This is a genomic window from Paraburkholderia sp. CNPSo 3281 (genome assembly GCF_024206515.1).
Classification (GTDB): domain Bacteria; phylum Pseudomonadota; class Gammaproteobacteria; order Burkholderiales; family Burkholderiaceae; genus Paraburkholderia; species Paraburkholderia nodosa.
Genome location: NZ_JAMBPS010000026.1, coordinates 66,217 through 92,232, shown reverse-complemented (window position 1 = coordinate 92,232; position 26,016 = coordinate 66,217). Strand labels below are relative to the sequence as shown.

The following is a 26,016-nucleotide window of genomic DNA, read 5'->3' as shown; positions in this document are numbered from 1 at the left end:
TTCAATGGCAGACATCAGCCGCGCCGTCCTGTTCGGCAAGCTCGATACGCTCAGTTTCGGCGCGATGGAGAGCGCGACCACGTTCTGCCGCTTGCGCGGCAATGCGTATGTCGAGCTTGCACACTGGCTGCATCAGATGCTGCAGTTGCCCGATTCGGACCTGCATCGCGTGATCCGCTACGCCCATATCGATCCCGCCGCGCTCTCGCGCGATCTGACCGAGGCGCTCGATCGGCTGCCGCGCGGGGCGGCCTCTGTCAGCGATATTTCTTCGCAACTGGAAGAGGCCGTGGAGCGCGGGTGGGTCTATGCGTCGCTGCTCTTCGACGCGCCGAAGGTGCGCAGCGCGCATGTGCTCGTCGGCATGTTGCAGACGCCCGTGCTGCGCAACGCATTGCGCGGCATGTCGCGCGAGTTCGATCGCGTGAAGCTGGATGACCTCGTCGCCAACTTCGCCGATGTGCTCGACGGTTCGCCGGAAGCGTCGACGCCGGCGGCCGTCGTGACGCAGGAACCCGACATGGCGCATCGCACGGACGACGCCTTGCTACGCTTTACCGTCGATCTCACGGCCCAGGCGCGTGAGGGCCGGCTCGATCCCGTGGTGGGCCGCGATGCGGAGATTCGCCAGGTCGTCGACATCCTCATGCGGCGCAGGCAGAACAATCCGATCCTCACGGGGGAGGCGGGCGTCGGCAAGACGGCCGTGGTCGAAGGCCTCGCGCTGCGCATCGCGGCGGGCGACATGCCGCCCGCGCTGCGCGACGTGAGCCTGCGCACGCTAGACGTTGCCCTCCTGCAGGCCGGTGCGGGCGTAAAAGGCGAATTCGAGGCGCGTTTGCGCCAGGTGCTGGAAGCCGTGCAGGCGGCGCCGCATCCCGTCATCCTCTTCATCGACGAGGCGCACACGCTGATCGGCGCGGGCGGCGCGGCGGGCACCGGCGACGCGGCGAATCTGCTCAAGCCCGCATTGGCGCGCGGCAGCGTGCGCACCATTGCGGCAACGACGTGGTCGGAGTACCGCAGGCACATCGAAAAAGATCCGGCGCTCACGCGGCGCTTTCAGGTCGTGCAGGTTCACGAGCCCGAGGAGGCGCGCGCCGTGACGATGATGCGGGGACTTGCCGCCGCGCTGGAAACGCATCACGGCGTGCAGGTGCTCGACGAGGCGATCGAGGCGGCCGTGAAGCTCTCGCATCGCTATCTGCCCGCGCGCCAGTTGCCGGACAAGTCGGTGAGCCTGCTCGATACCGCATGCGCACGCGTTGCGGTGAGCCAGCACGCCACGCCCCCTGCCGTCGACGATGCGCAACGGCGTATCGATGCGCTCAACACGGAGCTGGAGGTGATCGGGCGCGAGGCGGCTATCGGCATCGATACGGTGGCACGTCGCGAAGCCGCGGCGGCGGCATTGCAAACCGAAACCGCGCGCCTTGCCGATCTGCACGCGCGCTGGCAGGTGGAGCGCGAGATGGTCGAGGACATCCTCGCGCGCCGCGAGGCCCTGCGCGAAGGCGCACCGCACGCCGATCTCGCCGCGTTGCGCGAACGGCAGGCGCAGCTCGCCGCGCACCAGGGCGACGCGCCGCTCGTGCTGCCGGGCGTGGACCGTCATGCGGTGGCGGCGGTCGTGCAGGACTGGACCGGCGTGCCCGTGCTCAACATGCTGAAGAACGAGATCGGCAATGTGTTGCGCCTGAACGAGGTGCTCGACCGCCGCATCATCGGCCAGCAGCATGCCACGCAAATGATCGCGCGGCGCGTGCAGACTTCGCGCGCCGGCCTCGACGATCCGGAAAAGCCCGTTGGCGTGTTTCTGCTCGCGGGCACATCGGGCGTGGGCAAGACCGAGACGGCGCTCGCGCTTGCCGAGGCGCTCTACGGCGGCGAGCAGAACCTCATCACCATCAACATGAGCGAGTACCAGGAAGCGCACACGGTGTCGCTGCTCAAGGGCGCGCCGCCGGGTTACGTGGGTTTCGGCGAAGGCGGCGTGCTGACCGAAGCGGTGCGCCGGCGGCCGCACAGCGTCGTGCTGCTCGACGAAGTGGAGAAGGCGCATCCGGACGTGCACGAACTGTTCTTCCAGGTCTTCGACAAAGGCCGCATGGACGACAGTGAAGGCCGTTCCATCGACTTCCGCAATACGCTCATTCTGCTCACGACCAACGCGGGCACCGAGTGCATTGCGCAGTTGTGCCGCGATCCGGGTATGAGCCCGCCGATGGAGGTGATCGAACGCGAACTCCACGCGCAGTTGCTGGAGACGTTCCCGCCCGCGTTGCTCGGGCGCATGGTGACCATTCCGTATTACCCGCTTTCTAGCGACATGTTGTGCGCCATCATCCGGCTGCAACTCGGCCGCGTGGCCGAGCGTGTGACGCTTACGCACGGTGTGCCGTTCACGTATGACGAGAGCGTGGTGACGCAAATCGCCCAGCGTTGCACGCGCATGGATAGTGGCGGCCGCATGATCGACGCCATTCTCACCAACAGCGTGCTGCCGCGCATCAGCACGGAGTTTCTTGCGCGCGTGATGGACGGTAAAACGCTTGCGCGTGTGCACGTGAGCGTCGGCGGCGAGGAGTTCACTTATGCCTTCGATTGAACGCCATGTGCGCATGACCTGTGCGGCGCTCGGCGACGACGCGGTGTTTCTGCGCATGTCGGCGAGCGAGGCGCTGGGACGCCTGAGCCGCTTCGAGATCGCATTCCTGAGCATGCGCAACGATATCGATCCGGGCGCGGTGCTCGGGCAGGACCTGTCTGTGACGCTCGATTATCCGGCGGGCGGGTCGCGCGAGTTCAACGGCATTGTCACGACGCTGCGTCTGCTCGCGCCCGGTGACACCACAAAAAACCGCATGACGCGCTACGAGGCGGTCGTGCATCCGCGCCTGTGGCTGCTCACGCGCGCCTCGCACCGGCGCTTCTTCCATCAGCGCACGGCGCCGCAAATCGTCGCGCAGGTGCTGGAGGCGTACGACATCGACTTTCGCAATGCTTGCACGGCGAGCTATCCGGCGCTCGACCATTGCGTGCAGTACCGCGAGACGGATTTCGACTTCGTGAGCCGCATCATGGAGCGCGAAGGCATGCATTACTTCTTCGAGCACACAGGCGGCAAGCATACGCTCGTGCTGGCCGATTCCGGCGCGGAGCATCGGCCCATCGCGCACTATGAGTCGGTGCCGTTTCAGGGCTGGGACACGCCTGAGCCCGACGAAGAATGCGTCTACCGCTGGCACGCGGGCGCGACGCTTGAAACGGGGCGCTACGAAGTCAACGACTACGACTTCGAAAAGGCCTCGGTGAGCAACAGCGAAGGGCTCGTTTCGCGCGCGACCCGCAGTGCACCCTACGACCCGCCACGCTATCTGATGCAGGAGCATCTGAGCGGACATCTGAAAGCGGGCGACGGCGAGCGGCTCGCGCGCGTCAACGTGGAGATCCATCAAACGCAGAACGACGCGATGGAAGGGCGCACCACCGCGCGCGGCATCGCGGCGGGCGGCCTGTTCGGGCTGCGCGATCATCCGGGCGGCGCGCAGAACCGACAGTATCTGGTGATCGAGAACCAGGCCGAAATCGTATCGGATGCCTACGTATCCACGAACGACCCCACGCAGCCGCTATTTGACTGCCGTTTCAGGGCGATTCGCAGCGACAACACGTTTCGTTCGCCGCGCACCACGCCCGTTCCTCGCGCGGCGGGCCCGCAGACGGCGGTCGTGATCGGGCCGCCGGGCGAGGAGATTCTCACGGACCAGTACGGGCGTGTGAAAGTGCAGTTCCACTGGGAGCAGCTTTCGCAAACAGGCGGCGGAGATCGGCTCGACCGCTGCTGGGTGCGCGTGGCGCAGGGCTGGGCGAACCGGCGTTGGGGGGCGATGTGCCTGCCGCGCATCGGCCAGGAGGTGCTGGTGGATTTCATCGAAGGCGATCCCGACCGGCCTGTGATCGTCGGCGCGGTCTACAACTCGACCAACATGCCGCCGTACGACCTGCCCGCGCAAAGCGCGGTGTCCACGCTCAAGAGCCAGTCGACGAAGGGTGGCAACGGCTACAACGAAGTCCGCTTCGACGACCGCAAGGGCGGCGAGCAGATGTTCTTTCACGCCGAGCGCGATCACGAAACATGGATCAAGCACGACGCGCTGATGAACGTCACCGGCGAGCGGCATCTGCGCATCGGCGGCGGCGAGTTTCGCGAGACGCGCGGCGCGCGCAACGATTCGGTGCTGGGCAGCAGCACGTCGCGCGTGCTTGGCAGCGTCTCGGCAGCGAGCATGACGACGCACGAGCAGTTCGTAGGCGAGGCGTATTCGCTCGACGCCGGCGCGGCCGTGCACATCAAGGCGGGCGCGGCCGTGGAGATCGAGGCTGGCGCAACCATCGCGCTGCGTGCAGGGGCGGCGTACATCCTCATCGGTCCGGAGACGATCGAGATGTCGAGCTTCCCGATTCCGCTCGGCCCGGGCGTGCCACCGGTGCCGCTTTCGTTACCGCCCGCGCCGCCGAGGCCGCCGCGCGACGCCGACGACGGCACGAGCAAGATTCGCAATCAGGAGGCCCCGTGAGATTGACGCTGACTGTTGAGGGCGGCGATGCTGGCGAGCACGCCGCGCCACGCACGATGGAGATCGATGATCGCGCAACCATTGGGCGCGCGCCGGAAAGTACGGTGGTGCTGGGCGACGCGCAACGCGGTATTTCGCGCATGCAGGCGAGCATCGAACGCCGTGGGGCCACTTACGTACTGGTCGATACCGGCAGCAATCCGACACTGCTGAACGGCGAGGCGCTGAACGGCGCGCACGAGGCGGTGCTGTCCGATGGCGACCAGATCCGGATTGGCGCTTATACGCTTGCAGTTTCGCTCGAAAAAGGCGAGGAAAGCTGGGCGCCAGTCGATCAAACGCTGATGACGCAACCCACGCCGCCCACGCAGCCACCCGCGGCGAGCCTGCCGGGCACGCCGGAATTCGAGGCGCCGCCGGGCGCGCCGCTCATCCCCGACGACTGGGACGCGCCGCGCGCTTCCGGCACGCCGCAGCCCCTGCGCGACGACGCGCCGTTCACGCCCGACCCGCTCGCTGCGACCCCGCTGCTGCGCGAACCGGGTCATTTCGGCGGCGAAGCGAACGAGGCGCTACTGGACGTGCTGGGCTCCGCCGACCCGTTGCGCGATGCCCCCGCGCGGGTGGAGCGCGAACCTGCCGCGCCGTCACGCAGTTTCGAGCACGTATCGCCGGAAAGAGCGCTGGCTGCGCTGCCGGCGCACCGGTCCGAGGACTCGCGCGCCGCGACGCCGGAGGCCCGCCCAGCCGCCCCGCGCGTGGACGATTCGGCAGTGCTGGACGCACTGCTGGAGGGTCTCGGCATCGCGCCCGCCGAGGTCGCCCACCTGAGCGCGCCGGAAGTCGCACGCCTGGCCGGTGCGCTGCTGCGCGAAGCCACGCAGGGCACGATGAGCGTGTTGCGCTCGCGCGCGATGGCGCGGCGCGAGGCCCGCATGGCGATGACGATGATCGAGGCGCGCGACAACAACCCGCTCAAATTCTTCCCCGACGCAGACCGCGCCCTGACGCAAATGCTGGGCGCGCGCGGGCGCGGCTATCTCGCGCCGGACGAAGCCTTGCGCGCCGCCTATCGCGATATCCAGGCACACGAACTCGCGCTCGTCGCGGGTATGCGCGCCGCGTTCGACGACGCCATGGCGCGCATCGATCCCGCCGCGATCGAACGCTCGCTCGACGCGCCCGCCGGGCTCGAAGCGCTCGTCGGCAATCGCCGGGCGCGCCTGTGGCAGCGCTTCGTGAAGACGTGGGAGCAAGTGTCGCGCGACGCGGGCGACGATTTCCAGCAGCGCTTCGGCGAACCGTTCGGCCGCGCTTATCAGGCGCAGCTCGACGCGCTGCAATTTCCGAAGGATTGAGTCATAGCATGTACTGGAACAACAAAGTCATCTGGTCGGAGGGCATGTTCCTTCAGCCGCACCATCTCCAGCAGCACGACCGGCACGTCGAGGCGCTGCTCGCGGGCCGCGTGAACGGCCTGCGCGCCTATGGCTGGGGCTTTACGACGCTGGAGATCGACGAGGCGCTGCTCAAGCTCGGCAAACTGGCGTTGCGCGCAGCGGCGGGCGTGCTGCCCGACGGCACGCCGTTCAACCTGCCCGCGGACGACGATCTGCCCGAACCGCTCGAGATCCCTGAAAACGCCGCGAACGTGACGGTGATGCTCGCGCTGCCGGTGCGCCGTGCCGGCGCGCCCGAATCGGGCGGCGACGGGCACGCCGACGATCTCGCGCGGTACGGCGCGGGAGACTTCGAAGTGCATGACAGCAACGACGCCGACGCGCCCAGCACGTTGCTGCAGATCGGCAAGCTGCGCCTGCGCCTCGCACTCGCGCCCGAGGTTGCCAATGCGCATGCGTGCGCGGGCGTGGCGCACGTGGTCGAGCGCCGTAGCGACGGCCGCGTCGTGCTCGACGACGACTACTGCGCGCCGTGCCTCGACTATCGCGTGGCGGGGCGCCTCACGCGCTTTTCGACCGAGCTGGGGGGGCTCCTTCAGCAGCGCGGCGAAGCGCTCGCCGGGCGTCTCGCCCAACCCGACGGCGCGGGCATGGCCGAAATCGCCGATTTCCTGCTGCTGCAGATCGTCAATCGTGCACAGCCGCTCGTTACTCACTTCAATGCCATGGATGGTTTGCATCCCGAAGCGTTCTATCAGTCGTGCCTCGCGCTGGCGGGCGAGCTTGCCACGTTCAGCCAGGCGGGGCGGCGGCCCCCCACCTTCGCGGCTTACCGGCACGACCGGCTCAAGGAGACGTTCGAACCCGTGATCGATGCGCTGCGGCTCGCGCTGTCGCGCGTCGCCGATCCGCAGGTCGTGGCGATTGCGCTCGAAGAACGCAAGTATGGATTGCGTGTGGCGCGGGTCGCGGACCGCACGCTCTTTGCCGGCGCGACCTTCGTGCTCGCGGTGCGGGCGCAGGTGCCGGCCGGCACGCTGCTCTCCGCGTTCGCAAGCCAGGTGAAGATCGGCAGCATCGAGAAGATCCGCGATCTCGTGAACCTGCAACTGCCAGGCATCGCGTTGCGCGCGCTGGCGGTCGCGCCGCGCCAGTTGCCGTTCCATGCGGGCTACAGCTATTTCGAACTCGACGACCAGAACGAAGCGTGGGCAACGCTGGCGGCTTCCGCGGGCATGGCGCTGCACGTGGCGGGCGAGTTCCCCGGGCTCGCGATGGAACTCTGGGCCATCCGTCATTGAAGTCTCGCATCGAGGACCTTTGCCATGACCGACAGCACGAACGCGCCGCTCGACGATGCGGACTATCTCGACGCGGCGCGCACGATCCGCATGCCGATGCCAGGGCGCAAGCGCGAACGCTCGGCCAGCGCCGAAGCGGAACCCACGCCGCAGCGCAACCCGCAAGCCACAGAGCCCGCGCTCACGCCGCTCGATGCCTTGATCGCCGGGCGCAACCCGCTGCTGCGGGCGGCCAATCCGTTGCTGGAACTCGCGCTGCCGCTGCGCCGCCTGCCGAGCCACCCGGATCTCGACACGCTGCGCGCGCAACTGATCCAGATGGTGCGCCGCTTCGAGGCAGACGGCCGCGCGTTCGGCGTGCCCGACGCGCAGCTCGGTCCGGCGCGCTATTGCCTGTGCACCTTCATCGACGAGGCCATTGCGGCGACGCCGTGGGGCGCGGGGGTCTGGGGCCGCAGGAGCCTCCTGGTGACGTTTCACAATGAGGCCTCCGGCGGCGAGCGGCTTTTCGTCATGTTGCAGCGGCTCGCGCAAACACCCGCTGCCGATATCGACCTGCTCGAACTGATCTACGTGATGCTCGCGCTTGGCTTCGACGGGCGCTACCGGCTCATCGAAGGCGGTAAGCGGCAGCTCGACGAGATTCGCGAACGCCTCGAACAGATGATCCGCGCGCAACGCGGCCCGGTCGAGCGCGCGCTGTCGCCGCACTGGCAGCCCGCGGAGCCCGCGCGCGAACGGACGCTGGGTTTCGTGCCGCTGTGGGTCGCGCTGGCGCTCGCGGGCCTCGTGTTGATGGCGACGAGCCTCGTGCTCGGGCTGCGCATCAACGCGTTCTCCGACCCCGTGTTCGAGGCGATGCGCGGCATTCGCGTGGCGCCCGCGCCCGTGCTCGCGGCCAAGACGCAGGCGGCGCCGAAGTTCGCGTCGGCGCTCGATGGCTTTCTTGCGCCCGAGATAGCGCAAGGGCTGGTCACGGTCGGCGAATCGGGTGACCGCACGACCGTGACCATCAACAACAGCGCCGAAGGCACACAGATTTTCGCGTCCGGCAGCGCCGAACTCGATCCGCGTTTCGTCCCGCTCGTGCAGCGCATCGGCGAGGCGTTGGCGGACAAGCCGGGCAATGTCGTCGTGATCGGGCATACGGACGACCAGCGCATCGTGTCGGCGCGCTTTCCCTCCAACGTCGCGCTTTCGCAGGCCCGCGCGGAGACGGTGCGGGCGATCCTCGCGGCGCATCTTGCGGACCCTGCGCGCGTGAGCGCGGAAGGCCGCGGCGATACCGAGCCGGTCGCATCGAACGAAACCGCGGCGGGCCGCGCGCGCAACCGCCGCGTGACCATCGCCATTCTTGCGCCGGGAGCCGCGCCATGATGTGGATCCAGGGGTTCAAAAAGCCCGCTGTCGTGACGTTTGCGGGCGTACTGGCGCTTTGCGCGCTGGTCTGGTTCGAGGGGCCGCTCGTGGCGTTCAATGGTACGGCGCCGCTCGAGAGCAGCGCCCGGCGCTGGACCGTGATCGCGCTCATCCTCGCGTGCTGGGCGCTCTATTGGGGCGTCCGGTTTGCCAAGGCGCGCATCGCCAGTTCGACGTTCGTGCAGAGCCTCGTGGCCGATGCGCTCGATCCCGCGAAGCACGCACCGGACCCCGCGCGCAAGGCCGCCGACGCCGACGTCGCGGCACTGCGCACGCGCTTCGAAGCGGCGCTGAAGACACTGCGCGAGTCGCGCGCGTCTGCCGGCGGCGCGCGCGGCATGCGGCGCATGTTCGCGTGGCTCGCCCCGCGCCGGGAAACGCTCTACGACTTGCCGTGGTATCTCTTCGTCGGCGCGCCGGGCGCGGGCAAGACGACCGCGCTTGCGCACTCGGGGCTGCACTTCCCGCTCGCGGACCGGCTTGGCGCGCAGGCGGTGGGTGGCGTGGGCGGCACGCGCAACTGCGACTGGTGGTTCACGGACCACGCGGTGCTGCTCGACACGGCGGGTCGCTTCACCACGCAGGACAGCCACGAGCAGGCCGATCGCGGCGCATGGCTCGGCTTTCTCGGGCTGCTGCGCAAGTACCGGCCGCGCCGGCCGCTCGACGGCGTGATGGCCGTGGTTTCGGCCGCCGATCTGCTGCAGCAGTCCGACGCAGTACGCGCCACCTATGCCGCCGCGATCCGCGAGCGCCTTGCCGAACTGAACCAGCAACTCGGCGTGCACCTGCCGGTGTACGTCGTCGTGACGAAAACCGACATGCTCGCAGGCTTCTCCGAGTATTTCGACGACTTCGGGCGCGACGAGCGCGAGCAGGTGTGGGGCATGACGTTCCCGCTCGCGTCGGAGAACGAGGCCGGCGAAGGCAGTACGCCGCTCGCGCGCTTCTCCGAAGAGTTCGGCTTGTTGCACGCGCAACTGCAAGGCCGCGTGCTGCAACGCATGCAGCAGGAAACCGATGCGCGGCGGCGCGCGCTGATCTATGCGTTGCCGCAGCAGTTCGCGGGCATCGAGCGCGCGTTGCGGCGGTTTCTCGAAGAGGCATTCGGTGAATCGCGTTTCGCGCGCGCGCCATCGCTGCGCGGCGTGTACTTCACGAGCGGCACGCAGAGCGGACGTCCGCTCGACCGCATGATGAGCGCGATGGCGGCATCGCTGGGCTTGAGCCGCGAGGTCGTGATGGCGGACGCCTCGAGCGGGCGCGCGTATTTCGTCAAGCGGCTGCTGCGCGACGTGATCTTCGCCGAGCAGGGCATCGCGGGCAGCGATCCGCGCGCGCTGCGGCGGCGCACGCGCTTTCAGCAGGCAGCGATCGCGGGCATCGCCGTGTTGCTGGCGGCGGGGTTGATCGCCCTGTTCGCGAGCGACCGCGCGAATCGCCGCTTCGTCGATGCAAGCCGTCAGCAGATCGCCGCGCTCGCCGAGCTTGCGAAGAAGACCAGCGCGGGTGACAGTCCGCTTGCGGTCCTGCCGCTGCTCGACGCGGCGCGCGATTTGCCCGGCGGCGAAGCGGAGCGCGCTTCGCGTGACGCGCCGTGGTGGGCGGGTCTCGGCCTCGATCAGCGTCAGAAGCTCGGCCAGGAGGCGCAGCGCGTGTACCAGCGCCTGTTGCGGCAGACCTTGCTGCCGATCGTCGTGCAACGCATGGAGGACCAGCTTCGCCGCGGCAGCGCGGAAGATACCGCCACGCTCTATGAGGCCCTACGCGCGTACCTGATGCTGGGCGACCCGACGCATTTCGACCCGGACGCGCTGCAGGTCTGGGCGCTGCGTACCTGGCGAACGGGTTCGATGAAAGACGCCAGCGACGCGCAGCGCGCGGACATCGAGCAGCATTTGCAGGCGTTGTTCCGGCGTGGCGAGTTCGATTCGAACTTGCCGCTCGATCAGAACCTGATTTCACAGGCGCGCGCCGTGCTCGATCGCGTGCCGCTCGCGCAGCGGCTGGAAGGCCGTATCGATCAGCAACTGGCACAACTGCGCCTGCCGGAGTTCACTGTGGCGAAAGCGGCGGGGCCGAGCGGGCAGATCGTGTTCGTGAGAAGGAGCGGCGCGCCGCTCACGCAAGGCATAGAGGGCGCATACACGCGTGCGGGCTTCGACGCGTTCGTGCGTTTGCGTGAAGATGCGCTCGCCAATCTGTCGAAGGACGACTGGGTGCTCGGCGCGGGCCAGACGCATACGGATGCGCAGAGCACCGAGGCATTGCGCGCGGCGCTCACGCGGCTCTACAGCGAGGAGGCGATTCGCCAGTGGGACGCGTTGCTTGTCGATATCGCCGTTGTGCCGTTCAGTGCGCCGGATCAGGGCGCGCGCATCGCGAACCTGCTCGGCTCGGCGAATTCGCCGTTGCGTGCGCTGATTCAGGCCGTTGCGCGCGAAACGACCTTCACGCCGCCGGCCGCCGCGCCCGGCAAACTCGACGCGCTCAAGAACCGCATCGGCGCGGATGCAGAGCAGCCCGCCGCGCCGACGCCCATCGATACGCATTTTCAGGCGCTGCACGATCTGGCGGGCGCGGCGCTGGACGAATACATCAACGCGCTCAAGGACGCCGCCGCGACCCTGCAGGCGGAAGACACGGCACGCAAGCAGTCACTGCCGCCGCCCGCAACGGGCCCGCTCGACCGCCTGAAGCTGCTCTCGCAGAACGCGCCCGCGCCGCTCGCGGCGGTGCTGCAAGGCGTAGCGGGCAACGCCGATACCGTGCAGATTCAGGGCCAACGTGCGCAGTTGCAGACACTGTGGGCCACGACCGTCGCGCCCGCGTGCAGGCAGGCGCTCGACGGCCGCTATCCGCTCGTGAGGGCGTCGGCGCGCGACGCCGCGCCCGACGACTTCGCGCGCGTGCTGGCGCCTGGCGGCCTGATCGACGCGTTCTTCCAGAAGAATCTGCAGAATCGGGTGGATACGTCCGGCACGGTATGGAAGTGGCGGCCCGAAGCGAAAGCCCTCGGCATTCCTGACGATGTGCCGGTGGCGTTCCAGCGTGCGGCGACGCTGCGGGACGCCTTGTTCCGCGACGGCGGCCACGACGTGTCCGTGCGGTTCTCGGCGAAGGTGGTCACGCTCGATCCTTCGGTGAAGCGCTTCGTGCTCGATATCGACGGCACCCAACTGAGCGCGACGAGCGATGCGCCCAACGCCACCGCCGCGTTCCAGTGGCCGAGCGGAAAGGGCACGGGGCAGGCGCATGTCGAACTCGACCCCGCGGCTGCGCCGCCGCCTCGCGCGGAAGGACCCTGGGCGCTGTTCCATCTGCTCGACGCCGCGCGCATCGAGCAGGCCGGACAGGCCGATCATTTCAACGCCACGTTCGACGGCGGCAAGGTCACGCTCGCGCTCGTGGCCGGCAGCGTGAACAATCCGTTGCGCGGGGGCGTGCTCAATGGCTTTCGTTGCCCGACGTCGCTATGAACGCAGATGATCGAATCGACGCCGGTTTTTACGGCAAGGTCCGCACGCATGGTGATTTCGTCGGAGGCGGCCTTTCCGCGGCTTTCGTCGGCCGTTGGGACGCGTGGCTGCAACGCGGCTTGCTCGCCGCGCGCGAGCGCCATGCCGGAGGCTGGCTCGAGCGTTACCTGGAGATGCCCGTGTGGCGCTTTTCGGCTCCGCCCTCCGTTATCGACGACTGCGCCTGCACCGGCGTGCTCATGCCCGGCATCGACGCCGTGGGGCGCTATTTTCCATTCGTGATCGCGGGGCAGATCGAAAGCGCAGCGCGCGCCGTCGATTCGCGCTGGCACGACGAGGCATGCGCGCTGGCCCTGTCCACGCTGGCGCCTTCGTTTTCGCTGAAGGCGTTCGAGTCGAACCTGGCTGCGCTGCGCGAGCAGTCAGTCGCGTTGGCATCGTGCGAAGGCGCCAGCGTGTGGTGGACTCACGAGGATGGCGTGACGCATCGGCACGAGGGACCGCTCGATGCGCGCATGTTCCTGGATCTGCTCGAAGCGCACGACAGCGTGGACTAGTCGCCGTCGATGCCCCATTCGCGGCGCAGCGCTTCGCGGTGCGGTTCCGGCACGGCGTCGAGCAGTTGCGCGTGGAAGGTGCGCAGATCGGTGGCCTGGGTTGCGGCACGGCGCGCCACGATACGGGCGATGGGGCCCAGCAGCGTCGAGAGGCGCGAGGCGGCTTCGCTCACGCTTTCGGCGCTGATGGTCTGCGCGCCGATCGTGCGCGGCGCGCCCGCGCCCACCGGAATCAACAGCGAATCGAAGTCGCGCCGCGCATCGTCGGTGGGCAAGTGAGCGCTGAGGCGTTCGCGCAGCATATCGATGTTCGTCGCGCCTGCGCACGCACGCCGTACCAGCAGCGACGCCACGGGCCCGACATGGCTCGCGAGGCGCTTCTCCAGGTGCGCGATGAGTTCGGGGTCAAGTGGGGTCTGCGTTGGCGGCGCGGGGATCGGCGATTCAAAGGCCGCATGCGCGAGCACAGTTCGTTCGGCATCCTCATGGACATCGGCAGCGAGTGTCGCAAGCAGCTTGTCGCGCCATTCGCGCGCGCCGGCGTAGCGCATTGGGGGGCGCTTCTCCATGCCCTTCATCACCAGTGCGTCGACATACGCAGGCAAGCCGGGCACGACTGCGGAAGGGGGCGGCGGCATCTCGTCGAGAATCTTGCGCATCACAGCGCCCGGCGTTCCCGTGAACGGGCACACGCTGGTGAGCATTTCGTAGAGCACGACGGCGGCGCTAAAGAGATCGGAGCGTGCATCGACGGCGTCGCCGGTGAACTGCTCCGGCGACATATAGCTCGGCGTGCCGAGCAGCGTGCCGGTTTGCGTGAGCGTGGACGTGTCGAGCTGCGCGATGCCGAAGTCCGCGACCTTGCATTCGCCGCGCGGCGAGATCAGCAGATTGGCGGGCTTGATGTCGCGGTGAACGATGCCTGAGCCGTGCGCGTAGTCGAGTGCATCGAGCAGTTGCGCGAACCAGCGCAGGGCGGCCCGCGGATTCATCTGCGTGCCCGCGCGCGCGTGCTGCGCGAGATGCGCAGCGAGGGTGTCGCCGCGCACGTATTCCATCGTGATGAAGGCGGTGTCGCCCGTTTCGCCATAGTCGTACACCGCCACGATGTGCGGATGGGCGAGACGTCCTGCGGCGCGCGCCTCGTTCAGAAAGCGCGCGGTGAGTTCATGGTCCGTTTCGCCGCCTGCGGGCCGCTCGATGGTTTTGAGCGCCACCTTGCGCTCGATGCGCGGGTCGAACGCCAGATACACCACGCCCATTGCGCCGCGCCCGAGCACGCGCTCGATCACGTAGCGGTCGAATGTCGTGGGGATGTCGGCGGAGTGGGACATCGCTTACGTCTGCTCTTCGTCCAGAATGCGGAACGCTTCGATGAGGCTGGTCTGCATGCGTCCGAAGGACACCGCGAGCGAGGCGATTTCGTCCGAGCCGCCCGTTGGCAGCGTGGTTGCGTCGAGCTTGCCGAGGCTCATTTCGTCGGCGGCGCGCGACAGCGCACGAATGGGGCGCGTGATCAGCACGTGCATCATCACGTTCATGACGATCAGCACGACCGCGAACACGGCGCTGAGCGAAAGCATGAACGTGCGCCACACGGCGCGTCCGCGCGCAATGGGCTGCGCCATCGGCACGGACACGAACTCCGCGCCGATCACCTCGTTCATGGTCCAGCCGAAGCCGTTCGAGGTGCCGTACTTCTCGATCACCGTCGCGGGCGCGGCGTTCGGCGTGCTGTGGCACTGCATGCAGGCGGTGTCGGTAATGCTGCTGGGCCGCGCGAGGAAGAACGAGCGGCCGCCCGGCGCATCGCGCTGGCCGGTCAGTTCCTTGAGTTCCGGATGATCGTGCAGATGGCGGATGACGTCGGTCTCCCAGTCGGTCGGGCGGTCGCGCGGATTGGTCGGGTTGAGCATCGTGGCGTTGTACGAGAAGTTCGGGAAGTCCTTCCCCAGCAGTTTGAGCATCTCGATGGCCGAAAAGGCGGGGATCGACTCGGGCACGAAGCTGTACTTGATCTGCGTGGCGAGCAGCGGCGTGACGTGCGCCGCGGTGTAGCTCTGCATCGACGATGCGGCGCTCGCGAGGATGTTGGCGTCGTGCGCGGTTTCTTCGAGCGCCTGCTTTTGCAGCAGACGGTCGGAGGCCACGCCGATCACCACCAGCGCGATCGCGAAGATGATCAGGAATACCAGGTTGAATTTGACGCTGAGCGAGAGTCCGGGCTTCATGGCGGTGAAGGATCGAGCCTTATGGATAGCGCACTTTGCGAACGCCGGGGCGCTCTGGCGGATAGAGCAGGGCGCGCCAGTCGGGCAGGGTGTTCAGATGTGCCTGAACATCGTGGCGAAATGCACGATCGGTCAGACGCGAGCGAAAGCGTGCGGGAAAGCTCTTGCGCGCGGGCAGCCTGCTGTCCAGCCACGGCGCGATGTCGTCGTAAGTGGCGGCGTGCGAGGGCGGCGCACTGCGTGCGGGCCTGGCGACGGCGAGCGGCTGCAAGGCGTCGCGAAACGCGACCGGCATGGCCGTGACGAAGGCGTCGGTGGGGCGCCCCGATAATTGCACATGCCCAAGGCTGCCGATGCTCGCGAAGCGGCCGTTTGGTATCGACGTGGGCGGCTTGGCCGCGACGGTCTGCGTTCCGGTTTCGCTGAATACGTCGACCGTTTGCGTGCCCTCGGGCGCTGCGACGATCGCCGCTGCGCTCGATCCAACATCGAGCGCTCCGGATTCCGAGTCCACGCGCACCTGGGCACAGGGCGCGGTGGCGCACGCGGCAGCGGCGATCTTCAGCCAGCCGCTGAGCAAGGCCACATGGGCGTCGGCCATGAGCATCGCGCGAGTTCGCGGACCGAGCGCGACGAGCGTGCCGTGCTCGTCCTGCAGATGCGCCACACCTTCGCGCGATTCGAGCAGGTCGCCGTCGCGCAAGGTGTCGCCCGCCGCTGCCGAGGTCGCGTTCGTGCCGCGCACGACGCTGACGGGTGCATCGCTGCTCGCGAGCCGCCAGGCGGCGTGCGCGGGCGACGCAAGCGCCGCCGCGATGACGATGCCCGCTGCCCAGAGGTGCAATCGATGAATCATGCCGAGCCATTGGTCGAGGGTTCCTCAACACAACAGCCCGGCGGCGAAATTATTCCGCGCCGACCTTGGCGCTTACCCGTTGTGCGGCGGTACGGCTTCCTGCGCCTCGCTGAATAGCGCAGCCGTATCGAGGTTGGAGATGCGCTTGCCGAGCGCGGCGAGATCGACATCGCCCGCCTGGCCGATGAGCGCGTAGGTCAGCTCGTTCTGCCGCCACGTGGTGACGCCCATCGAGTCGACGGTGCGCGAGGCGACCGCTTCGTCCGGGCGCGCGTCCTTCATCACGCACAACGCGATGGGTGGCCCGTTGCGCGGCAGATAAACGATCTGCACGAGCGGCTTGTCGTGAAAGCGCAGGCGCTGCACCGACTTGAAGGTGAGCCCGGCGCTGCTCAGATCGGGCACGCGCAGCGCGAGGCGGTCGTCGCGACGGATGTCCTCGACGACCCTGGCGGCGAGCGCCGGATCGTCCTGACGGTAGGCGACGGTCTCCCGCGTATAGAGCTTCTGGTAGCCAACCGCCGCCTTCACCCACGGCGACAGCTCCGATGCGCTCGCGAGCTGCGAGGCGCCGGAGCCTTGACCGGCAGGCCCGAACAGCGCGTCGAAGCGCACGAACTGGCCGGCCAGGAACGCGCCCGCCACGCATGCCGCCGCGAGCCAGACCGGCACGCGGCGCAGGCGCGATCTCACGGGCGCGGAAGTCTGTTGTTCCGCGGCTGGTATCGCCGCGTCGTTCGCGCTCGAAGACGGATGCGCAGGTTGCCCGGTTTGTGCGCGCACCATTTCCTCGATGCCAAGGCGCAGCGATTCGGGCACGGGCGGCAGCGTTTGCTGAGCGAAGGCGCCGGCGAAATCGACCTGCGAGGTGCGCAGCAGCGTGACCTTCTTGCGCGCCTCGGCGGACTCGCGCAACTGCGCTTCGATCGCGGCGCGCTCGTCCGGCGACAGGCGGCCGTCCACATAGGCGAGTAACTGTGCGTCGTCGGCAATCATGCGAGTGAGTCCTTGTGCTGCGGGGCGGGCGGCGCCTTGGGCGCTGCACCGCTGAACATGGCGCCGACCGATTGCCGCGCTCGCGAGAGCCGGCTCATCACGGTGCCAATGGGTACCTTGAGCACGTCGGCGGCCTGCTGGTACGTCATGCCTTCGACCGCGACGAGCAGCATCACCACACGCTGGGCTTCGGGCAGGCGCTCGACTGCCTCGATGATCTGGCTGTGCATGAGTTGTGTTTCGGGGCCATTATCGACGGGATCGGGGAGATTTTCGAGGAAATCGTCGTCCCACTCGAAGCTCGCGCGCTTGCGCACGCTGCGGGCTCGCAATTCGTTGATCCATGTGGAATGCACGATGGAGTACATCCAGCTCAGCGGAGCCGTGTCGGGCTGAAGCTGATGCGCGCGTTCAAGCCCGCGCAGGCAGGCGCGCTGTACGAGGTCTTCGGCATCGTGGTGGTCCCCGGACAGGCGCAGCGCAAACGCCCATAGCCGCGGAATCATGGCGGGAAGCATGCCCGGTAAGTCTGTACCGCTCATCGAAGGGTTTTCTCCACGATCCCCGTTCAATCCGGACCGGCGCGCGCTTCGCGGTCGTGTGCGACCGTCTGGTCGGGAGCGCGCGGCTCGGGCCATTTGGGTGAACTTGAAACGAAACACCTGGCCGGTGGGCTTTATTCCATGCTTTCGTTTGGGTTGCCCCCGCGCTGCCTTCAGCGGGCTTTCACGCCGGCGTGCGCTTCTTCGCTCGTGCGCCGGTCGAACGACACCGCGTAAGCGGCCGCGCGCGCGGCGAGCAGCGGGTCGTCAGAGGGCGCAATGCCCACCGGCAGGAGCGTCGGGTCGAAATTGATGTCGCGGCAGGGGCCGTCGATCTGCGACTGCGCATGCTCGATGACGATGGTACCCGCATCGACGCGATGCTGCTCGCGTTCGACGGGCCAGGCGCGGGTGGCGTCGTCCACCGGGTCGCCGGCACCCGCGGGTGTCAGCATGAGGTGCCAGCGCACCGGAGCCGATTGCAATTGCACTTTCAGGTCGCGCGCGAGAAAGTCGGGGTCTCTCGCGTTCGAATTGCGGGTGTCCAGCGGCGCGTAAGGCGTATCGGGCACGACACTCCAGCGCACGAATCGCATGTTGCCGCTTGCATTGGTGAAGCGAAACGCGTCGATGCTGTAGTAGCTCGCGTTATAGAACGCGGAAGCCGGCGGGTGCGCGGCGAGCCAGTCGCGCAGCGCGTTGGTTTCGGGGTGGCTCGCAAAGAACGCGTCGAGTCTCGCGGGGTCGGGGCGGCCCGTGCGCTTGTCGTGCTGCATTGCCTCTTGCAGTTCGTAAACCGCTTGTGGCGTGCGCACCGCGAAGACGGGCGCGGAATTCATGCCGGTGCGCCATTGCTCGCCGTCGCGCAGCGCGAAAAGCAGCGCAAAGCTGCGCACGGTCGTGTCCGCGTCGTCTTCGGCGGGATTGCCGCCGGGCGCGGAGAAGCGGCCAATCAACGGCGTGCGGCCGCGCTCGAATACGCCCGCGCGAGAAAGCGCCGTGCCGTTGCCGTTGCTGTCGAAATAGCCGCTCACGCAGATGCCTTTTGCATGGTTGCGGCGAAACCCGGGATGCTTGCCGGCGCTGCGTTCGAAGGCGTCGATGAGCCGGTCGGGCGTGAGCGCGGCCTGGGCGCCGGGCCAGTGTATCCAGCCCGCGGCCCATGCGAACGCCGCGGCAAAGGCCGCGAGCGTGATCGCGATGAATGCGTATCGGACAAGAAGTTGCGAAAGCGAAAGACGGGACATAAATCAGCGCAGGGGCCTCATACAGCCGCTGATGCATGGAAAAGGCCCTCTATGAATCTCGTGCGGTGCCGTCGTGCGGCGACGCCGCTATGGTAATCCGCTTGCCGCTATTCAGTGTGCACTGAACGACGAAGGTACACCTACGTATGGGGTCGTCATCCAAAAGCGTCTATCCGTTTATGCGCGGGAAGAATAGCGACTCGCCGCGCTTCTCCTTAAGCTTCAGTCATTCGAAATGAGTGGGCGCAATACGCAGGACGTTCCGGTTTCGGGCGACGGGACACGCGTGACAGACACGCTCACCCAGAAAATGGGAGTTAGCCGTGGTGAGATTGGATTTGTGGAGGTCGACATATGCGGGAGGCGCACTCGATGGCGGCGGCCCTGGCGAAAACATGCGCCTCGTGCCGCCCGCTGGTGCCGATGACGCCAACGATCCAACACACGCGCCGGACGACGACGCAGCCGCCACTGCGCCGGACTGCGCGCACAATCCGTGGGTGCACGTGGTCTCTGGCCTGCCAGCCTCGCCGGCTTCGAGGACCAGCGTTGCGCGCCGCGGATCACAACACCTACGCAAGTTGCACGGTCAAGATAGAAGAGCGACTGGCCAATTCGTCGTTCACGCTCTCGTGGAGCGACCCGACGCGCTGCAGCTACCGCGAGCAGGTCTGGAAACGCGCAATCGCCAGAAAGTCGGGCATCTGTGTGCTGTCCGGGGAGCACATCAAGCGAGGCGATGCGGTTTTCCGGCCGCTCGCGCGCCGCTACAAGATCCCGTTGAATTCGGGGGCGATGATCCTCGCCGCGGCGCTGGAGGCGTGGGGCGCTCGCCTGGCCGACCCCGAATCGCCAGAATAGCCAGGCACGGCGCCGCAAAGGCACTAAATTCCGGAACACAAAACAATCATGTCGCGGTGGTGATCCATAACTATCGCTGGCGGCTGGGTCTCGCGCAAGGCGAGTCGAAGTACGACGACATCAAAACGAAGCTGGGGCTGTCGCCCACGATTGCGGTGCCCACCATCACGATGGAAGGGGACGCGAACGGCGCGCCGCATCCGCAGCCGGCGGCTTAAGCCGGGAAGTTCACGGGCAAATATCAGCATCGGGGCATCAGCGGCGGCATTGGCCACAATCTGCCGCAAGAAGCGCCCAAGGCGTTTGCCGATGCCATGCTGTAAGTCCAGCATCTGTAGCGACGCTTCCGGCGCTTAAGGCATTGGTGAGCGCTCGACGTATCGTTGGGAGGTAAGGCTTGTCGATTCGCAATCCGACACAAAGGATATCAACCTGAGCCCCGAAGATCTCGAAGCGATCCGGGGCAAATTCAACGGATAACTCATGGTCATGGCCAAGACTCGTAGATCCGCTCTCGCTGCGGTGCCGGCGGTGTCCTTGTTTGCATGCGTTTGCGCACAGGCACAGGCGGTAAAGCCGGTGAAGCTTTCGAAAGCCGATCTCTACGGCGCCGTCTTCAACCGCAAGGACGCACAAAAGTCGGTTGAAAGACGGCACGCAGATGACCGACGTGGTCGGCTTTACGTCGCCGGACAAGGCTTATCAAACCGGCGTGTTCAATTCAGGCCCGTCGCACGAGGTCATCAAGGGACCGCAGGGGCTCGCCTACACCGAGCTTCTGTATTTTCTTTCTGGCGGCGTGAAGCTCACCTCGTCGGACGGCTCGGTGCTGAACGTCGGGACAGGCTCCGCCCGACGTCAACGCGTGTACACGCGCAAGATCGTCACGCCGCGCAGATTGTTGCGCCGATGCCAGACCAGCCCGTCCAGATCCACAGGGCGGATTGCCGGGAAACGGGCAAGCAGGGACCGCATCGCGACATCCAGTTCGAGCGCGGCGAGCCGTGCGCCCAGGCAATAGTGAATGCCCGCGCCGAACGCGAGCGAAGGCATGCTCGCGCCGCGCGCGAAGTCCAGCGTGTCGGGCGCGGGGAATGCGGCAGGATCGCGGTTGGCCGAGCCGATCAGCATGAACACCACGGAGCCGCGCGCGAGGGAGGCTTCCCCAAGCGAGATGTCTTCCAGCGCCGTGCGGACCAGCATCTGCACCGCGCCGTCGTAACGCATGCACTCCGCGATCGCCCGCGGCAACAGCTTCGGGTCCTGCTTCAACGCCTCCATCTGCTGAGGATGGCGAAAGAGCGCGATCATCATGTTGCCGATCATGTTCGACGTCGTTTCGTGGCCGGCAATGAATAGCAGCACGGCATTCGATACGACTTCTTCGTCGGTGAGCCGCGCACCCTTGTCTTCCACGCTGAGCATGGCGGAAATCAGATCGTCGCCGGGCTGTACGCGGCGCTGCTCGATTACGCCGTGAAAGTAACGCTCGAGCGTGAGCGCGGCTTCGTCGGCCGCGCGCAAGCCGTTTTCGTCGAGCGGCGCGAGATCGAATGCCGCGACGAGCTGGCTTGCCGCGTCGCCTAGCGCGGTCGCGTCCGCCACGGGGACATCGAGCAGCCGGCAGATGATCTGCACCGGCAAGGGGAGCGCGTAGTCGCTGACGAGATCGAACTCGGCGCGCGAGCCCGCGCGTTCGAGCAGTTCATGCGTGGTGGCCTCGACGATCGCAGTGAGCTTTTCGATGCCGCGCGCGTTGAAGGTCTTCATCAACAGCGCGCGCAATCGCGTGTGCGCAGGCGGATTCATCATCAGCAAGGTACGGCTCAGCGACTGGAACACCGGCTGCGTGGTCGCCGCCTCGCCGTAGCGCGCCGCCACGCTTTGCAGATAGGTCTTGCCCATGCGCGGGTCGCGCAGCAAGGCGTCGATGATCTCGAAGCGCCCGGTTACGAATGCTCTGGGCCCAACCGGCAAAATCGGCCCTGCTGCGCGAATCTTTTCGTACAGGGGATAGGGATTGGCGTAGAAGGCCGGCGAGGAGAAGTCGGAGAATTGCATGGGTGTGGGAGACGATTAGACGTGAGCGGCGGGTTTCTCTTCCAGCACTTTGACGAGGGTGTGGAGCGTGCGGTTGGCAGGCGTCGCGATTCCCGCGATCATACCGCGCCGCACGATCGCGCCGTTGAGAAAGTCAATTTCGCTGTGTTTGCCGCGCGCGAGATCCTGGGCGGTGGACGAATACTGACTACCGGGAATCGTGGCTTCGATCTGCTCGATCATGCGCGCGGCATCGTGCTCGAAATGCACGCCTTCGGCGGCTGCGACGGCGAGGCACTCGGCAACCACTTCGCGCATGGTTTCGCGCAGTGCGTCGCGATGCGCCATGGCGCCGAGCGGCAACTGGACGATGGCGGAGACCGCGTTATAGGCGCAGTTGAGAATGAGCTTTTGCCACAGCGTCTCGTGCACACGGTACTCGATTCGGGGCTGGGGATCGTTCCCGCCCGTCTGGAAGCGGTTTTCGCCGCGTGGTCTCGCGCGCCCGAGACGGCGGCGTCGGCGTCAGGCTCGGTGCTTGGCCTCACCATTGCTCGACGCATCACGCTTGCGATGCGCGGCGAGCTCGAACTCGAAAACCGGCGCACAGGCGGTCTGGAGGCGCGCCGCACGCTGCCGTTGGCCGCAACGTGAAGCTGGCATGTTGAATCGTCGGACCATCGGCGCTGTGTTACGCATGACTACGTAGACGCCAGCGTCACGGTGACGATGGTCGTTCCGCACAGACGCTCGGCGAGATCGACATGAGCGGGGCGCCCGCTCCACCAGCGCCTTGCTCGCGCGCGGTGACCAAGCACGATGAGGTCGGGGTTGAACGTTTGCGCGTGGCGCGCCACGACATCGGCGATTCGCCCGTATTTGACGCAGCCGTTCGCGGCAATGCCAATATTGGCCAGCTGCGAGACGGCATCGCTCAGCGTATTGCGGGCGATTTCCTCGAGGTGGCTATAGGCAACGTCGGTCAGCAGACCGCCGCAGCTCGCATTCACCGCTTCGGTGTCGACGACGGCGACCACATCGACAGGCGCGGACAAGGCAAGCGAAAGCTGCGAGCAGCGGTGCAGTGCGGCCTGGGCCTCGCTCGTGCCGTCATACACGAGCAGCATGCGGGAAAAGGAAGACATGATGTGCCGATAACGTAACAGAGCCGCTGGCGGCGCCTGACTGAACATGAAGGTTGGCCAGTGCATTCGCCCCGGAGGGCGAGCTGCCTGGCCGCGCAATCAGAACAGTCCGTTATCGGTGTTTATTCCAGGTGGCGGGCTGATTTGGTTTACGCCGCGGTGTTCTCGTCGGAGAGGATATATTCCGACATAATTCGGGGTCCGGAGTAACGGACAATGCGTGCAGTCATTCAACCCGCGGCGTTGCCGCGCGGCGCCACCTGACCCACGGTTTCGTCCGTCTGGCCTTTGGCAATCTGTTTGCCGATTGCCAGCAGCTGATCGTCGTCGAGCGACGCAATCAACGCGTAGCTGAGCTTGGCGCGCCGCCACGTCAAAACGTTCATGCTTTCGACATGCTCATGCGTCATGCTCGCGTCCGGTTTTTCGTCCTTCATGACGCACAGGGCCACGGGCAAACCCGTTTGGGGCAGATACACGATCTGCACGAGCGGCCTGTTGTGAAAACGCAGCCGTTGAATGCGCGTGAACGTGAGCCCCGCCGGGCGCAGGTCGGGCACGCGTATCGGCACGCCGTCGTTGCTGTGAATCTGCGCGATCACCTGCGAGGCCACTTCCGGTGTGAGCGCGTCGAATGCTACGGTGTCGCGCGTGTAAAGCTGTTGATAGTTCACCGCCGCCGCGACCCACGGCGAGACGCTCGCGGCCGCGGCGTGCAACGCGCTGGCGTTTGCGCCGCGGTCGTTACGCGCCCAGTCCGTCGCGAAGCGCAGCACCAGCGCGCAGCTTAGCGCGCCCGCGGCGAAAGTCATGGCGAGAACCGGCAGCGATAGATTGAGCGGAAAGCGAAAGCGCAAGCGCAAGCGCGAGAAAAGCCGCGAAAACCTCGCAGGCTCAGCGGTGCTGCGTCGAGCGCTGCCCGAAGCTTCCGGCACGTCGGCATACGCGCGGCTGAGCTGGGCGATCTTGAGCGTGAGCCGCTCGGGCACGGGCGGCAGCTTCTGTTGCGCAAAAGCATGCTGATACCGCAGCGTCGAGGCCGCGAATACCGCAACGCGCTCCGCGATCTCGGGCGACACGCCGATCGTTTTCTCCACGTCCTCACGCTCACGCGGCATAAGTTCGCCGTCGACATAAGCCATGAGCAGGATGTCATCCATAGTCATGCCCCACTTTGCTTGCTGTTCGCCGCGTCTTTCGCACGTTCTTCTTTATTCCGTTCGTTGAACAGGGCGCCGATTGCCTGGCGTGCCCGCGAAAGCCGGCTCATGATCGTGCCGATCGGCACGTCCAGCACCTCGGCGGCTTCGCTATAGCTAAACCCTTCCACCGCGACGAGCAGCATGACAATGCGCTGTGCCTCGGGTAATTGCTGAACGGCGCGGATGACTTGCCCGTTCATGAACTGTTCTTCCGGTGTCCTTGCAGTGGGATCGGGAACGATTTCCAGGAAACCGTCGGCCCATTCCAACCTGCTCAGTGGCGCTGTTCCGGGTTCGAGTTGATGCGCACGTTCGAGCGCGCACACACGGCCAATTCGGCGACAATCATCGTCTCGGTAGATTTCATTTTTCGACGATAGGGTAAAGCGGCGAAACCGTCACCTTGAGCAGAACACCCGGCGGGCGAACAAAATTCCGTACGCGCCAACGATTGCGTTCAACGTTTCCCTCTCTTCTGAAGAACACGGAATTCAGATGCGAAATCAGCAAACGGATAGCGAAAACAACCTGAAGCAGGCGACCGCTCTGGTGCGGGCACTCGGCGGTATGGAACATCTGGTCTGGCTGCTCGACCGCAATCGCGCGATTCATTTCGCACTGGTCGCGTAAATCGACCGCGTGTTCGAGCCCAGCGCCTGGCAAGCGGTGTTGCTTGCGCTCCAGCTGCGGCATCCCTTGCTCGCCACGCGTATCGTCGCCGATGGTGAGGCGGCTCCTGCCTTTTATCGTGATCCCGACGCACGGATTCCGCTGCGCGTGGTCGAAAATGCGTGGGCATCGTGGCAAGCCGAGGCCGCGGGGGTATTGCCGCGAAGGCCGTGCACCATCGGTTCGACTCGCTCGCGACCACCAAAGACGCGGGCTTGGGGATGGGGCTGTCGATCTGCAAGTCGATTGTCGAGGCGCACGGCGGACCGATCGAAGCGGCTTCGCTGGAGGGGAAAGGGGCGTGCTTGCGGTTTTCGCTGCCGCAAGGCTGGGGCAGGCGCGATTAGACGCTGTGCTGATCGCAGGCGGATGGCCTGCCTGGATGCTGGAGCGGGAGACGAGTCTCGAACTCGCGACCTCAACCTTGGCAAGGTTGCGCTCTACCAACTGAGCTACTCCCGCATGTCTGGCTCCCCGACCTGGGCTCGAACCAGGGACCTACGGATTAACAGTCCGGCGCTCTACCAACTGAGCTATCGGGGAATCAAGGAGGCCGGATTGTACAGGAGATTTTTTGATCTTGCAGCTTTTTCCTGATGAATCTCGATGAGACGTAACGGGGATGATTTAGTCGAGAATTTAACGGTTTACGGTGTATTACTTCCGGGTAATTGGCTTCCGGTCATTTCGTGGCTCCAGCGCGCAAGGCAAGTCTGGATCTACCCATGGGGCCACGCCTTGTCTATCGTAGGCGGCATCTCAACCCGAACGTAAAGGAAGCAAAACGATGTCCCTCGCCGATGCCGTCAACGAACCCGCCGCCGACACCAGCGCGGCACCTTCGCAACGCACGCGCGTGCGCCGGGTCGCGCAGCGCGCGCACTACGACGCGCCGACGCTGCACGCGATTCTTGACGAAGCCTATGTCTGCCACGTCGCCTTCGCCGACGAGCACGGCGTGCATTGCATCCCCACCGCATGCTGGCGCGAGGGCGATCATCTCTACATTCACGGTTCGAACGGCAGCCGCATGCTGCGACTCGCGGCCGATGGCGCCCAGGTTTGCGTGACCGTTACACATCTCGATGGCCTCGTGCTCGCGCGCTCGGCGTTCAATCATTCGATGAACTATCGTTCCGCCGTGATCTACGGCATGTTCGAGGTGGTGACCGAGGAGCACAAGGCGGCCGTGCTCGATGCCTTCATGGAGCACATCGCGCCGGGCCGCAGGCTTGAGGTGCGTGCGGGCAACCGCAAGGAACTGGCGGCGACCACGGTCATGCGCATTGCGCTCGCGGAATCGGTGACGAAGATCCGCGCGGGCGGCCCGAAGGACGACGAGGAGGACATGGATCGGCCCGTCTGGGCAGGCGTGCTGCCACTGACGGTTGCACCGTTGCCGCCCGTGGTCGACACAGTCGCGCCGGAGCGCGAGGCCCCGGCTTACGTGAAGGCCTGGTCAAACCGGCACGACGGCTGACCACGGATTGC

The 26,016-nt window shown here is 66.4% G+C and carries 21 protein-coding genes, 2 tRNA genes and 3 pseudogenes; 12 read left to right on the top strand and 14 right to left on the bottom strand.

Translation table 11 applies throughout. From position 1 onward, the window contains the following. Window positions 1-4 precede the first annotated feature (4 nt). From tssH to tagF, 7 genes are read left to right on the top strand one after another with little or no spacing between them, the layout of a single operon-like run. Complete coding sequence (gene tssH, locus M3I56_RS23675; protein ID WP_254356069.1) at window positions 5-2,608, top strand: type VI secretion system ATPase TssH; 2,604 nt, start codon at window positions 5-7, stop codon at window positions 2,606-2,608. Next, entirely contained in the window at window positions 2,595-4,580 is a 1,986-nt protein-coding gene (locus M3I56_RS23670) for a type VI secretion system Vgr family protein (RefSeq protein ID WP_254356068.1), read from the top strand. The genes tssH and M3I56_RS23670 overlap by 14 nt, the downstream gene beginning before the upstream one ends. Further along, window positions 4,577-5,938 (top strand): type VI secretion system-associated FHA domain protein TagH, encoded by a 1,362-nt coding sequence (tagH, locus tag M3I56_RS23665; RefSeq protein ID WP_254356067.1) that lies wholly within the window; start codon window positions 4,577-4,579, stop codon window positions 5,936-5,938. Before M3I56_RS23670 ends, tagH begins: the two co-directional genes overlap by 4 nt. Window positions 5,939-5,946: 8 nt before the next feature. After that, window positions 5,947-7,281: a type VI secretion system baseplate subunit TssK gene (gene tssK, locus M3I56_RS23660; RefSeq protein ID WP_254356066.1), complete on the top strand. Its 1,335-nt coding sequence runs from the start codon at window positions 5,947-5,949 to the stop codon at window positions 7,279-7,281. A 24-nt stretch (window positions 7,282-7,305) separates the two neighbouring features. Next, window positions 7,306-8,658 carry a type VI secretion system protein TssL, long form gene (gene tssL, locus M3I56_RS23655; protein WP_254356065.1) on the top strand — a complete coding sequence of 451 codons (1,353 nt, stop codon included), beginning with the start codon at window positions 7,306-7,308 and terminating at the stop codon, window positions 8,656-8,658. After that, complete coding sequence (tssM, locus tag M3I56_RS23650) at window positions 8,655-12,179, top strand: type VI secretion system membrane subunit TssM (protein ID WP_254356064.1); 3,525 nt, start codon at window positions 8,655-8,657, stop codon at window positions 12,177-12,179. The genes tssL and tssM overlap by 4 nt, the downstream gene beginning before the upstream one ends. Continuing rightward, entirely contained in the window at window positions 12,176-12,736 is a 561-nt protein-coding gene (gene tagF, locus M3I56_RS23645; protein WP_254356063.1) for a type VI secretion system-associated protein TagF, read from the top strand. The genes tssM and tagF overlap by 4 nt, the downstream gene beginning before the upstream one ends. Here the strand turns inward: tagF and M3I56_RS23640 are convergent. From M3I56_RS23640 to M3I56_RS23615, 6 genes are all read right to left on the bottom strand, one after another. Next, entirely contained in the window at window positions 12,733-14,070 is a 1,338-nt protein-coding gene (locus M3I56_RS23640; RefSeq protein ID WP_254356062.1) for a serine/threonine-protein kinase, read from the bottom strand. The genes tagF and M3I56_RS23640 overlap by 4 nt on opposite strands. 3 nt (window positions 14,071-14,073) lie before the next feature. Next, window positions 14,074-14,967: a DUF3365 domain-containing protein gene (locus M3I56_RS23635; protein WP_254356061.1), complete on the bottom strand. Its 894-nt coding sequence runs from the start codon at window positions 14,965-14,967 to the stop codon at window positions 14,074-14,076. A gap of 19 nt (window positions 14,968-14,986) precedes the next feature. Then, window positions 14,987-15,823: a hypothetical protein gene (locus M3I56_RS23630; RefSeq protein ID WP_254356060.1), complete on the bottom strand. Its 837-nt coding sequence runs from the start codon at window positions 15,821-15,823 to the stop codon at window positions 14,987-14,989. 72 nt (window positions 15,824-15,895) lie between these two features. Further along, a complete protein-coding gene (locus M3I56_RS23625) occupies window positions 15,896-16,819 on the bottom strand; it encodes an anti-sigma factor (RefSeq protein ID WP_254356059.1) in 924 nt (307 codons plus the stop codon). Further along, on the bottom strand, window positions 16,816-17,361 hold the full coding sequence (locus tag M3I56_RS23620) for an RNA polymerase sigma factor (protein WP_254356058.1): 546 nt from the start codon (window positions 17,359-17,361) through the stop codon (window positions 16,816-16,818). The genes M3I56_RS23625 and M3I56_RS23620 overlap by 4 nt, the downstream gene beginning before the upstream one ends. A 173-nt stretch (window positions 17,362-17,534) precedes the next feature. Then, window positions 17,535-18,608, bottom strand: a complete 1,074-nt coding sequence (locus M3I56_RS23615) for a catalase family peroxidase (RefSeq protein ID WP_254356057.1) — start codon at window positions 18,606-18,608, stop codon at window positions 17,535-17,537. Window positions 18,609-19,157: 549 nt separating this feature from the next. On the opposite strand from M3I56_RS23615, the gene M3I56_RS23610 reads away from it, so the two are divergent. After that, complete coding sequence (locus M3I56_RS23610; RefSeq protein ID WP_254356056.1) at window positions 19,158-19,469, top strand: DUF3331 domain-containing protein; 312 nt, start codon at window positions 19,158-19,160, stop codon at window positions 19,467-19,469. A 44-nt stretch (window positions 19,470-19,513) separates the two neighbouring features. Continuing rightward, a pseudogene (locus M3I56_RS23605) lies at window positions 19,514-19,792 on the top strand (alpha/beta hydrolase); the annotation flags it as partial. A gap of 535 nt (window positions 19,793-20,327) precedes the next feature. Here M3I56_RS23605 and M3I56_RS23600 read toward each other — a convergent pair. Then, on the bottom strand, window positions 20,328-21,530 hold the full coding sequence (locus M3I56_RS23600; protein ID WP_254356055.1) for a cytochrome P450: 1,203 nt from the start codon (window positions 21,528-21,530) through the stop codon (window positions 20,328-20,330). Between the two features lie 15 nt (window positions 21,531-21,545). Continuing rightward, window positions 21,546-21,941: a ketopantoate reductase C-terminal domain-containing protein gene (locus M3I56_RS23595; protein WP_309249179.1), complete on the bottom strand. Its 396-nt coding sequence runs from the start codon at window positions 21,939-21,941 to the stop codon at window positions 21,546-21,548. Between M3I56_RS23595 and M3I56_RS23590 the strand changes: the two are divergent. Further along, window positions 21,927-22,163, top strand: a pseudogene (locus tag M3I56_RS23590) (ATP-binding protein); the annotation flags it as partial. The gene M3I56_RS23595 and the pseudogene M3I56_RS23590 overlap by 15 nt on opposite strands. Window positions 22,164-22,210: 47 nt before the next feature. Here the strand turns inward: M3I56_RS23590 and M3I56_RS23585 are convergent. From M3I56_RS23585 to M3I56_RS23570, 4 genes and pseudogenes are all read right to left on the bottom strand, one after another. Further along, entirely contained in the window at window positions 22,211-22,654 is a 444-nt protein-coding gene (locus tag M3I56_RS23585; RefSeq protein ID WP_254356054.1) for a universal stress protein, read from the bottom strand. Window positions 22,655-22,884: 230 nt separating this feature from the next. Beyond that, entirely contained in the window at window positions 22,885-23,820 is a 936-nt protein-coding gene (locus tag M3I56_RS23580; RefSeq protein WP_254356053.1) for an anti-sigma factor, read from the bottom strand. After that, window positions 23,817-24,254 (bottom strand): annotated as a pseudogene (locus M3I56_RS23575) (sigma factor-like helix-turn-helix DNA-binding protein); the annotation flags it as partial. The gene M3I56_RS23580 and the pseudogene M3I56_RS23575, both read right to left, overlap by 4 nt. Then, window positions 24,220-24,549: a hypothetical protein gene (locus M3I56_RS23570; protein WP_254356052.1), complete on the bottom strand. Its 330-nt coding sequence runs from the start codon at window positions 24,547-24,549 to the stop codon at window positions 24,220-24,222. The pseudogene M3I56_RS23575 and the gene M3I56_RS23570, both read right to left, overlap by 35 nt. A gap of 98 nt (window positions 24,550-24,647) precedes the next feature. On the opposite strand from M3I56_RS23570, the gene M3I56_RS23565 reads away from it, so the two are divergent. Continuing rightward, window positions 24,648-24,872 carry an ATP-binding protein gene (locus M3I56_RS23565; RefSeq protein ID WP_254356051.1) on the top strand — a complete coding sequence of 75 codons (225 nt, stop codon included), beginning with the start codon at window positions 24,648-24,650 and terminating at the stop codon, window positions 24,870-24,872. A 39-nt stretch (window positions 24,873-24,911) separates the two neighbouring features. Here M3I56_RS23565 and M3I56_RS23560 read toward each other — a convergent pair. Beyond that, window positions 24,912-24,987 (bottom strand) — tRNA-Gly (locus tag M3I56_RS23560). Between the two features lie 5 nt (window positions 24,988-24,992). Further along, a tRNA-Asn gene (locus M3I56_RS23555) sits at window positions 24,993-25,068 on the bottom strand. Window positions 25,069-25,312: 244 nt separating this feature from the next. On the opposite strand from M3I56_RS23555, the gene M3I56_RS23550 reads away from it, so the two are divergent. Then, the gene (locus M3I56_RS23550; protein WP_254356050.1) at window positions 25,313-26,005 is read left to right on the top strand and encodes a pyridoxamine 5'-phosphate oxidase family protein; all 693 of its coding nucleotides are present in this window, start codon (window positions 25,313-25,315) and stop codon (window positions 26,003-26,005) included. Window positions 26,006-26,016: the final 11 nt, after the last annotated feature.

Excerpts from the sequence above, each read along its gene's own strand:
- M3I56_RS23625 (WP_254356059.1), bottom strand. The coding sequence starts at position 16,819 with ATGATTGCCGACGACGCACAGTTACTCGCCTATGTGGACGGCCGCCTG.
- M3I56_RS23570 (WP_254356052.1), bottom strand. The coding sequence starts at position 24,549 with ATGCCGCAGCTGGAGCGCAAGCAACACCGCTTGCCAGGCGCTGGGCTC.
- M3I56_RS23550 (WP_254356050.1), top strand. The coding sequence starts at position 25,313 with ATGTCCCTCGCCGATGCCGTCAACGAACCCGCCGCCGACACCAGCGCG.
- M3I56_RS23585 (WP_254356054.1), bottom strand. The coding sequence starts at position 22,654 with ATGTCTTCCTTTTCCCGCATGCTGCTCGTGTATGACGGCACGAGCGAG.
- tssM (WP_254356064.1), top strand. The coding sequence starts at position 8,655 with ATGATGTGGATCCAGGGGTTCAAAAAGCCCGCTGTCGTGACGTTTGCG.
- tssH (WP_254356069.1), top strand. The coding sequence starts at position 5 with ATGGCAGACATCAGCCGCGCCGTCCTGTTCGGCAAGCTCGATACGCTC.
- tssK (WP_254356066.1), top strand. The coding sequence starts at position 5,947 with ATGTACTGGAACAACAAAGTCATCTGGTCGGAGGGCATGTTCCTTCAG.
- M3I56_RS23670 (WP_254356068.1), top strand. The coding sequence starts at position 2,595 with ATGCCTTCGATTGAACGCCATGTGCGCATGACCTGTGCGGCGCTCGGC.
- tagF (WP_254356063.1), top strand. The coding sequence starts at position 12,176 with ATGAACGCAGATGATCGAATCGACGCCGGTTTTTACGGCAAGGTCCGC.
- tssL (WP_254356065.1), top strand. The coding sequence starts at position 7,306 with ATGACCGACAGCACGAACGCGCCGCTCGACGATGCGGACTATCTCGAC.
- M3I56_RS23600 (WP_254356055.1), bottom strand. The coding sequence starts at position 21,530 with ATGCAATTCTCCGACTTCTCCTCGCCGGCCTTCTACGCCAATCCCTAT.
- M3I56_RS23635 (WP_254356061.1), bottom strand. The coding sequence starts at position 14,967 with ATGAAGCCCGGACTCTCGCTCAGCGTCAAATTCAACCTGGTATTCCTG.
- M3I56_RS23630 (WP_254356060.1), bottom strand. The coding sequence starts at position 15,823 with ATGATTCATCGATTGCACCTCTGGGCAGCGGGCATCGTCATCGCGGCG.
- M3I56_RS23580 (WP_254356053.1), bottom strand. The coding sequence starts at position 23,820 with ATGACTATGGATGACATCCTGCTCATGGCTTATGTCGACGGCGAACTT.
- M3I56_RS23640 (WP_254356062.1), bottom strand. The coding sequence starts at position 14,070 with ATGTCCCACTCCGCCGACATCCCCACGACATTCGACCGCTACGTGATC.
- M3I56_RS23615 (WP_254356057.1), bottom strand. The coding sequence starts at position 18,608 with ATGTCCCGTCTTTCGCTTTCGCAACTTCTTGTCCGATACGCATTCATC.
- M3I56_RS23620 (WP_254356058.1), bottom strand. The coding sequence starts at position 17,361 with ATGAGCGGTACAGACTTACCGGGCATGCTTCCCGCCATGATTCCGCGG.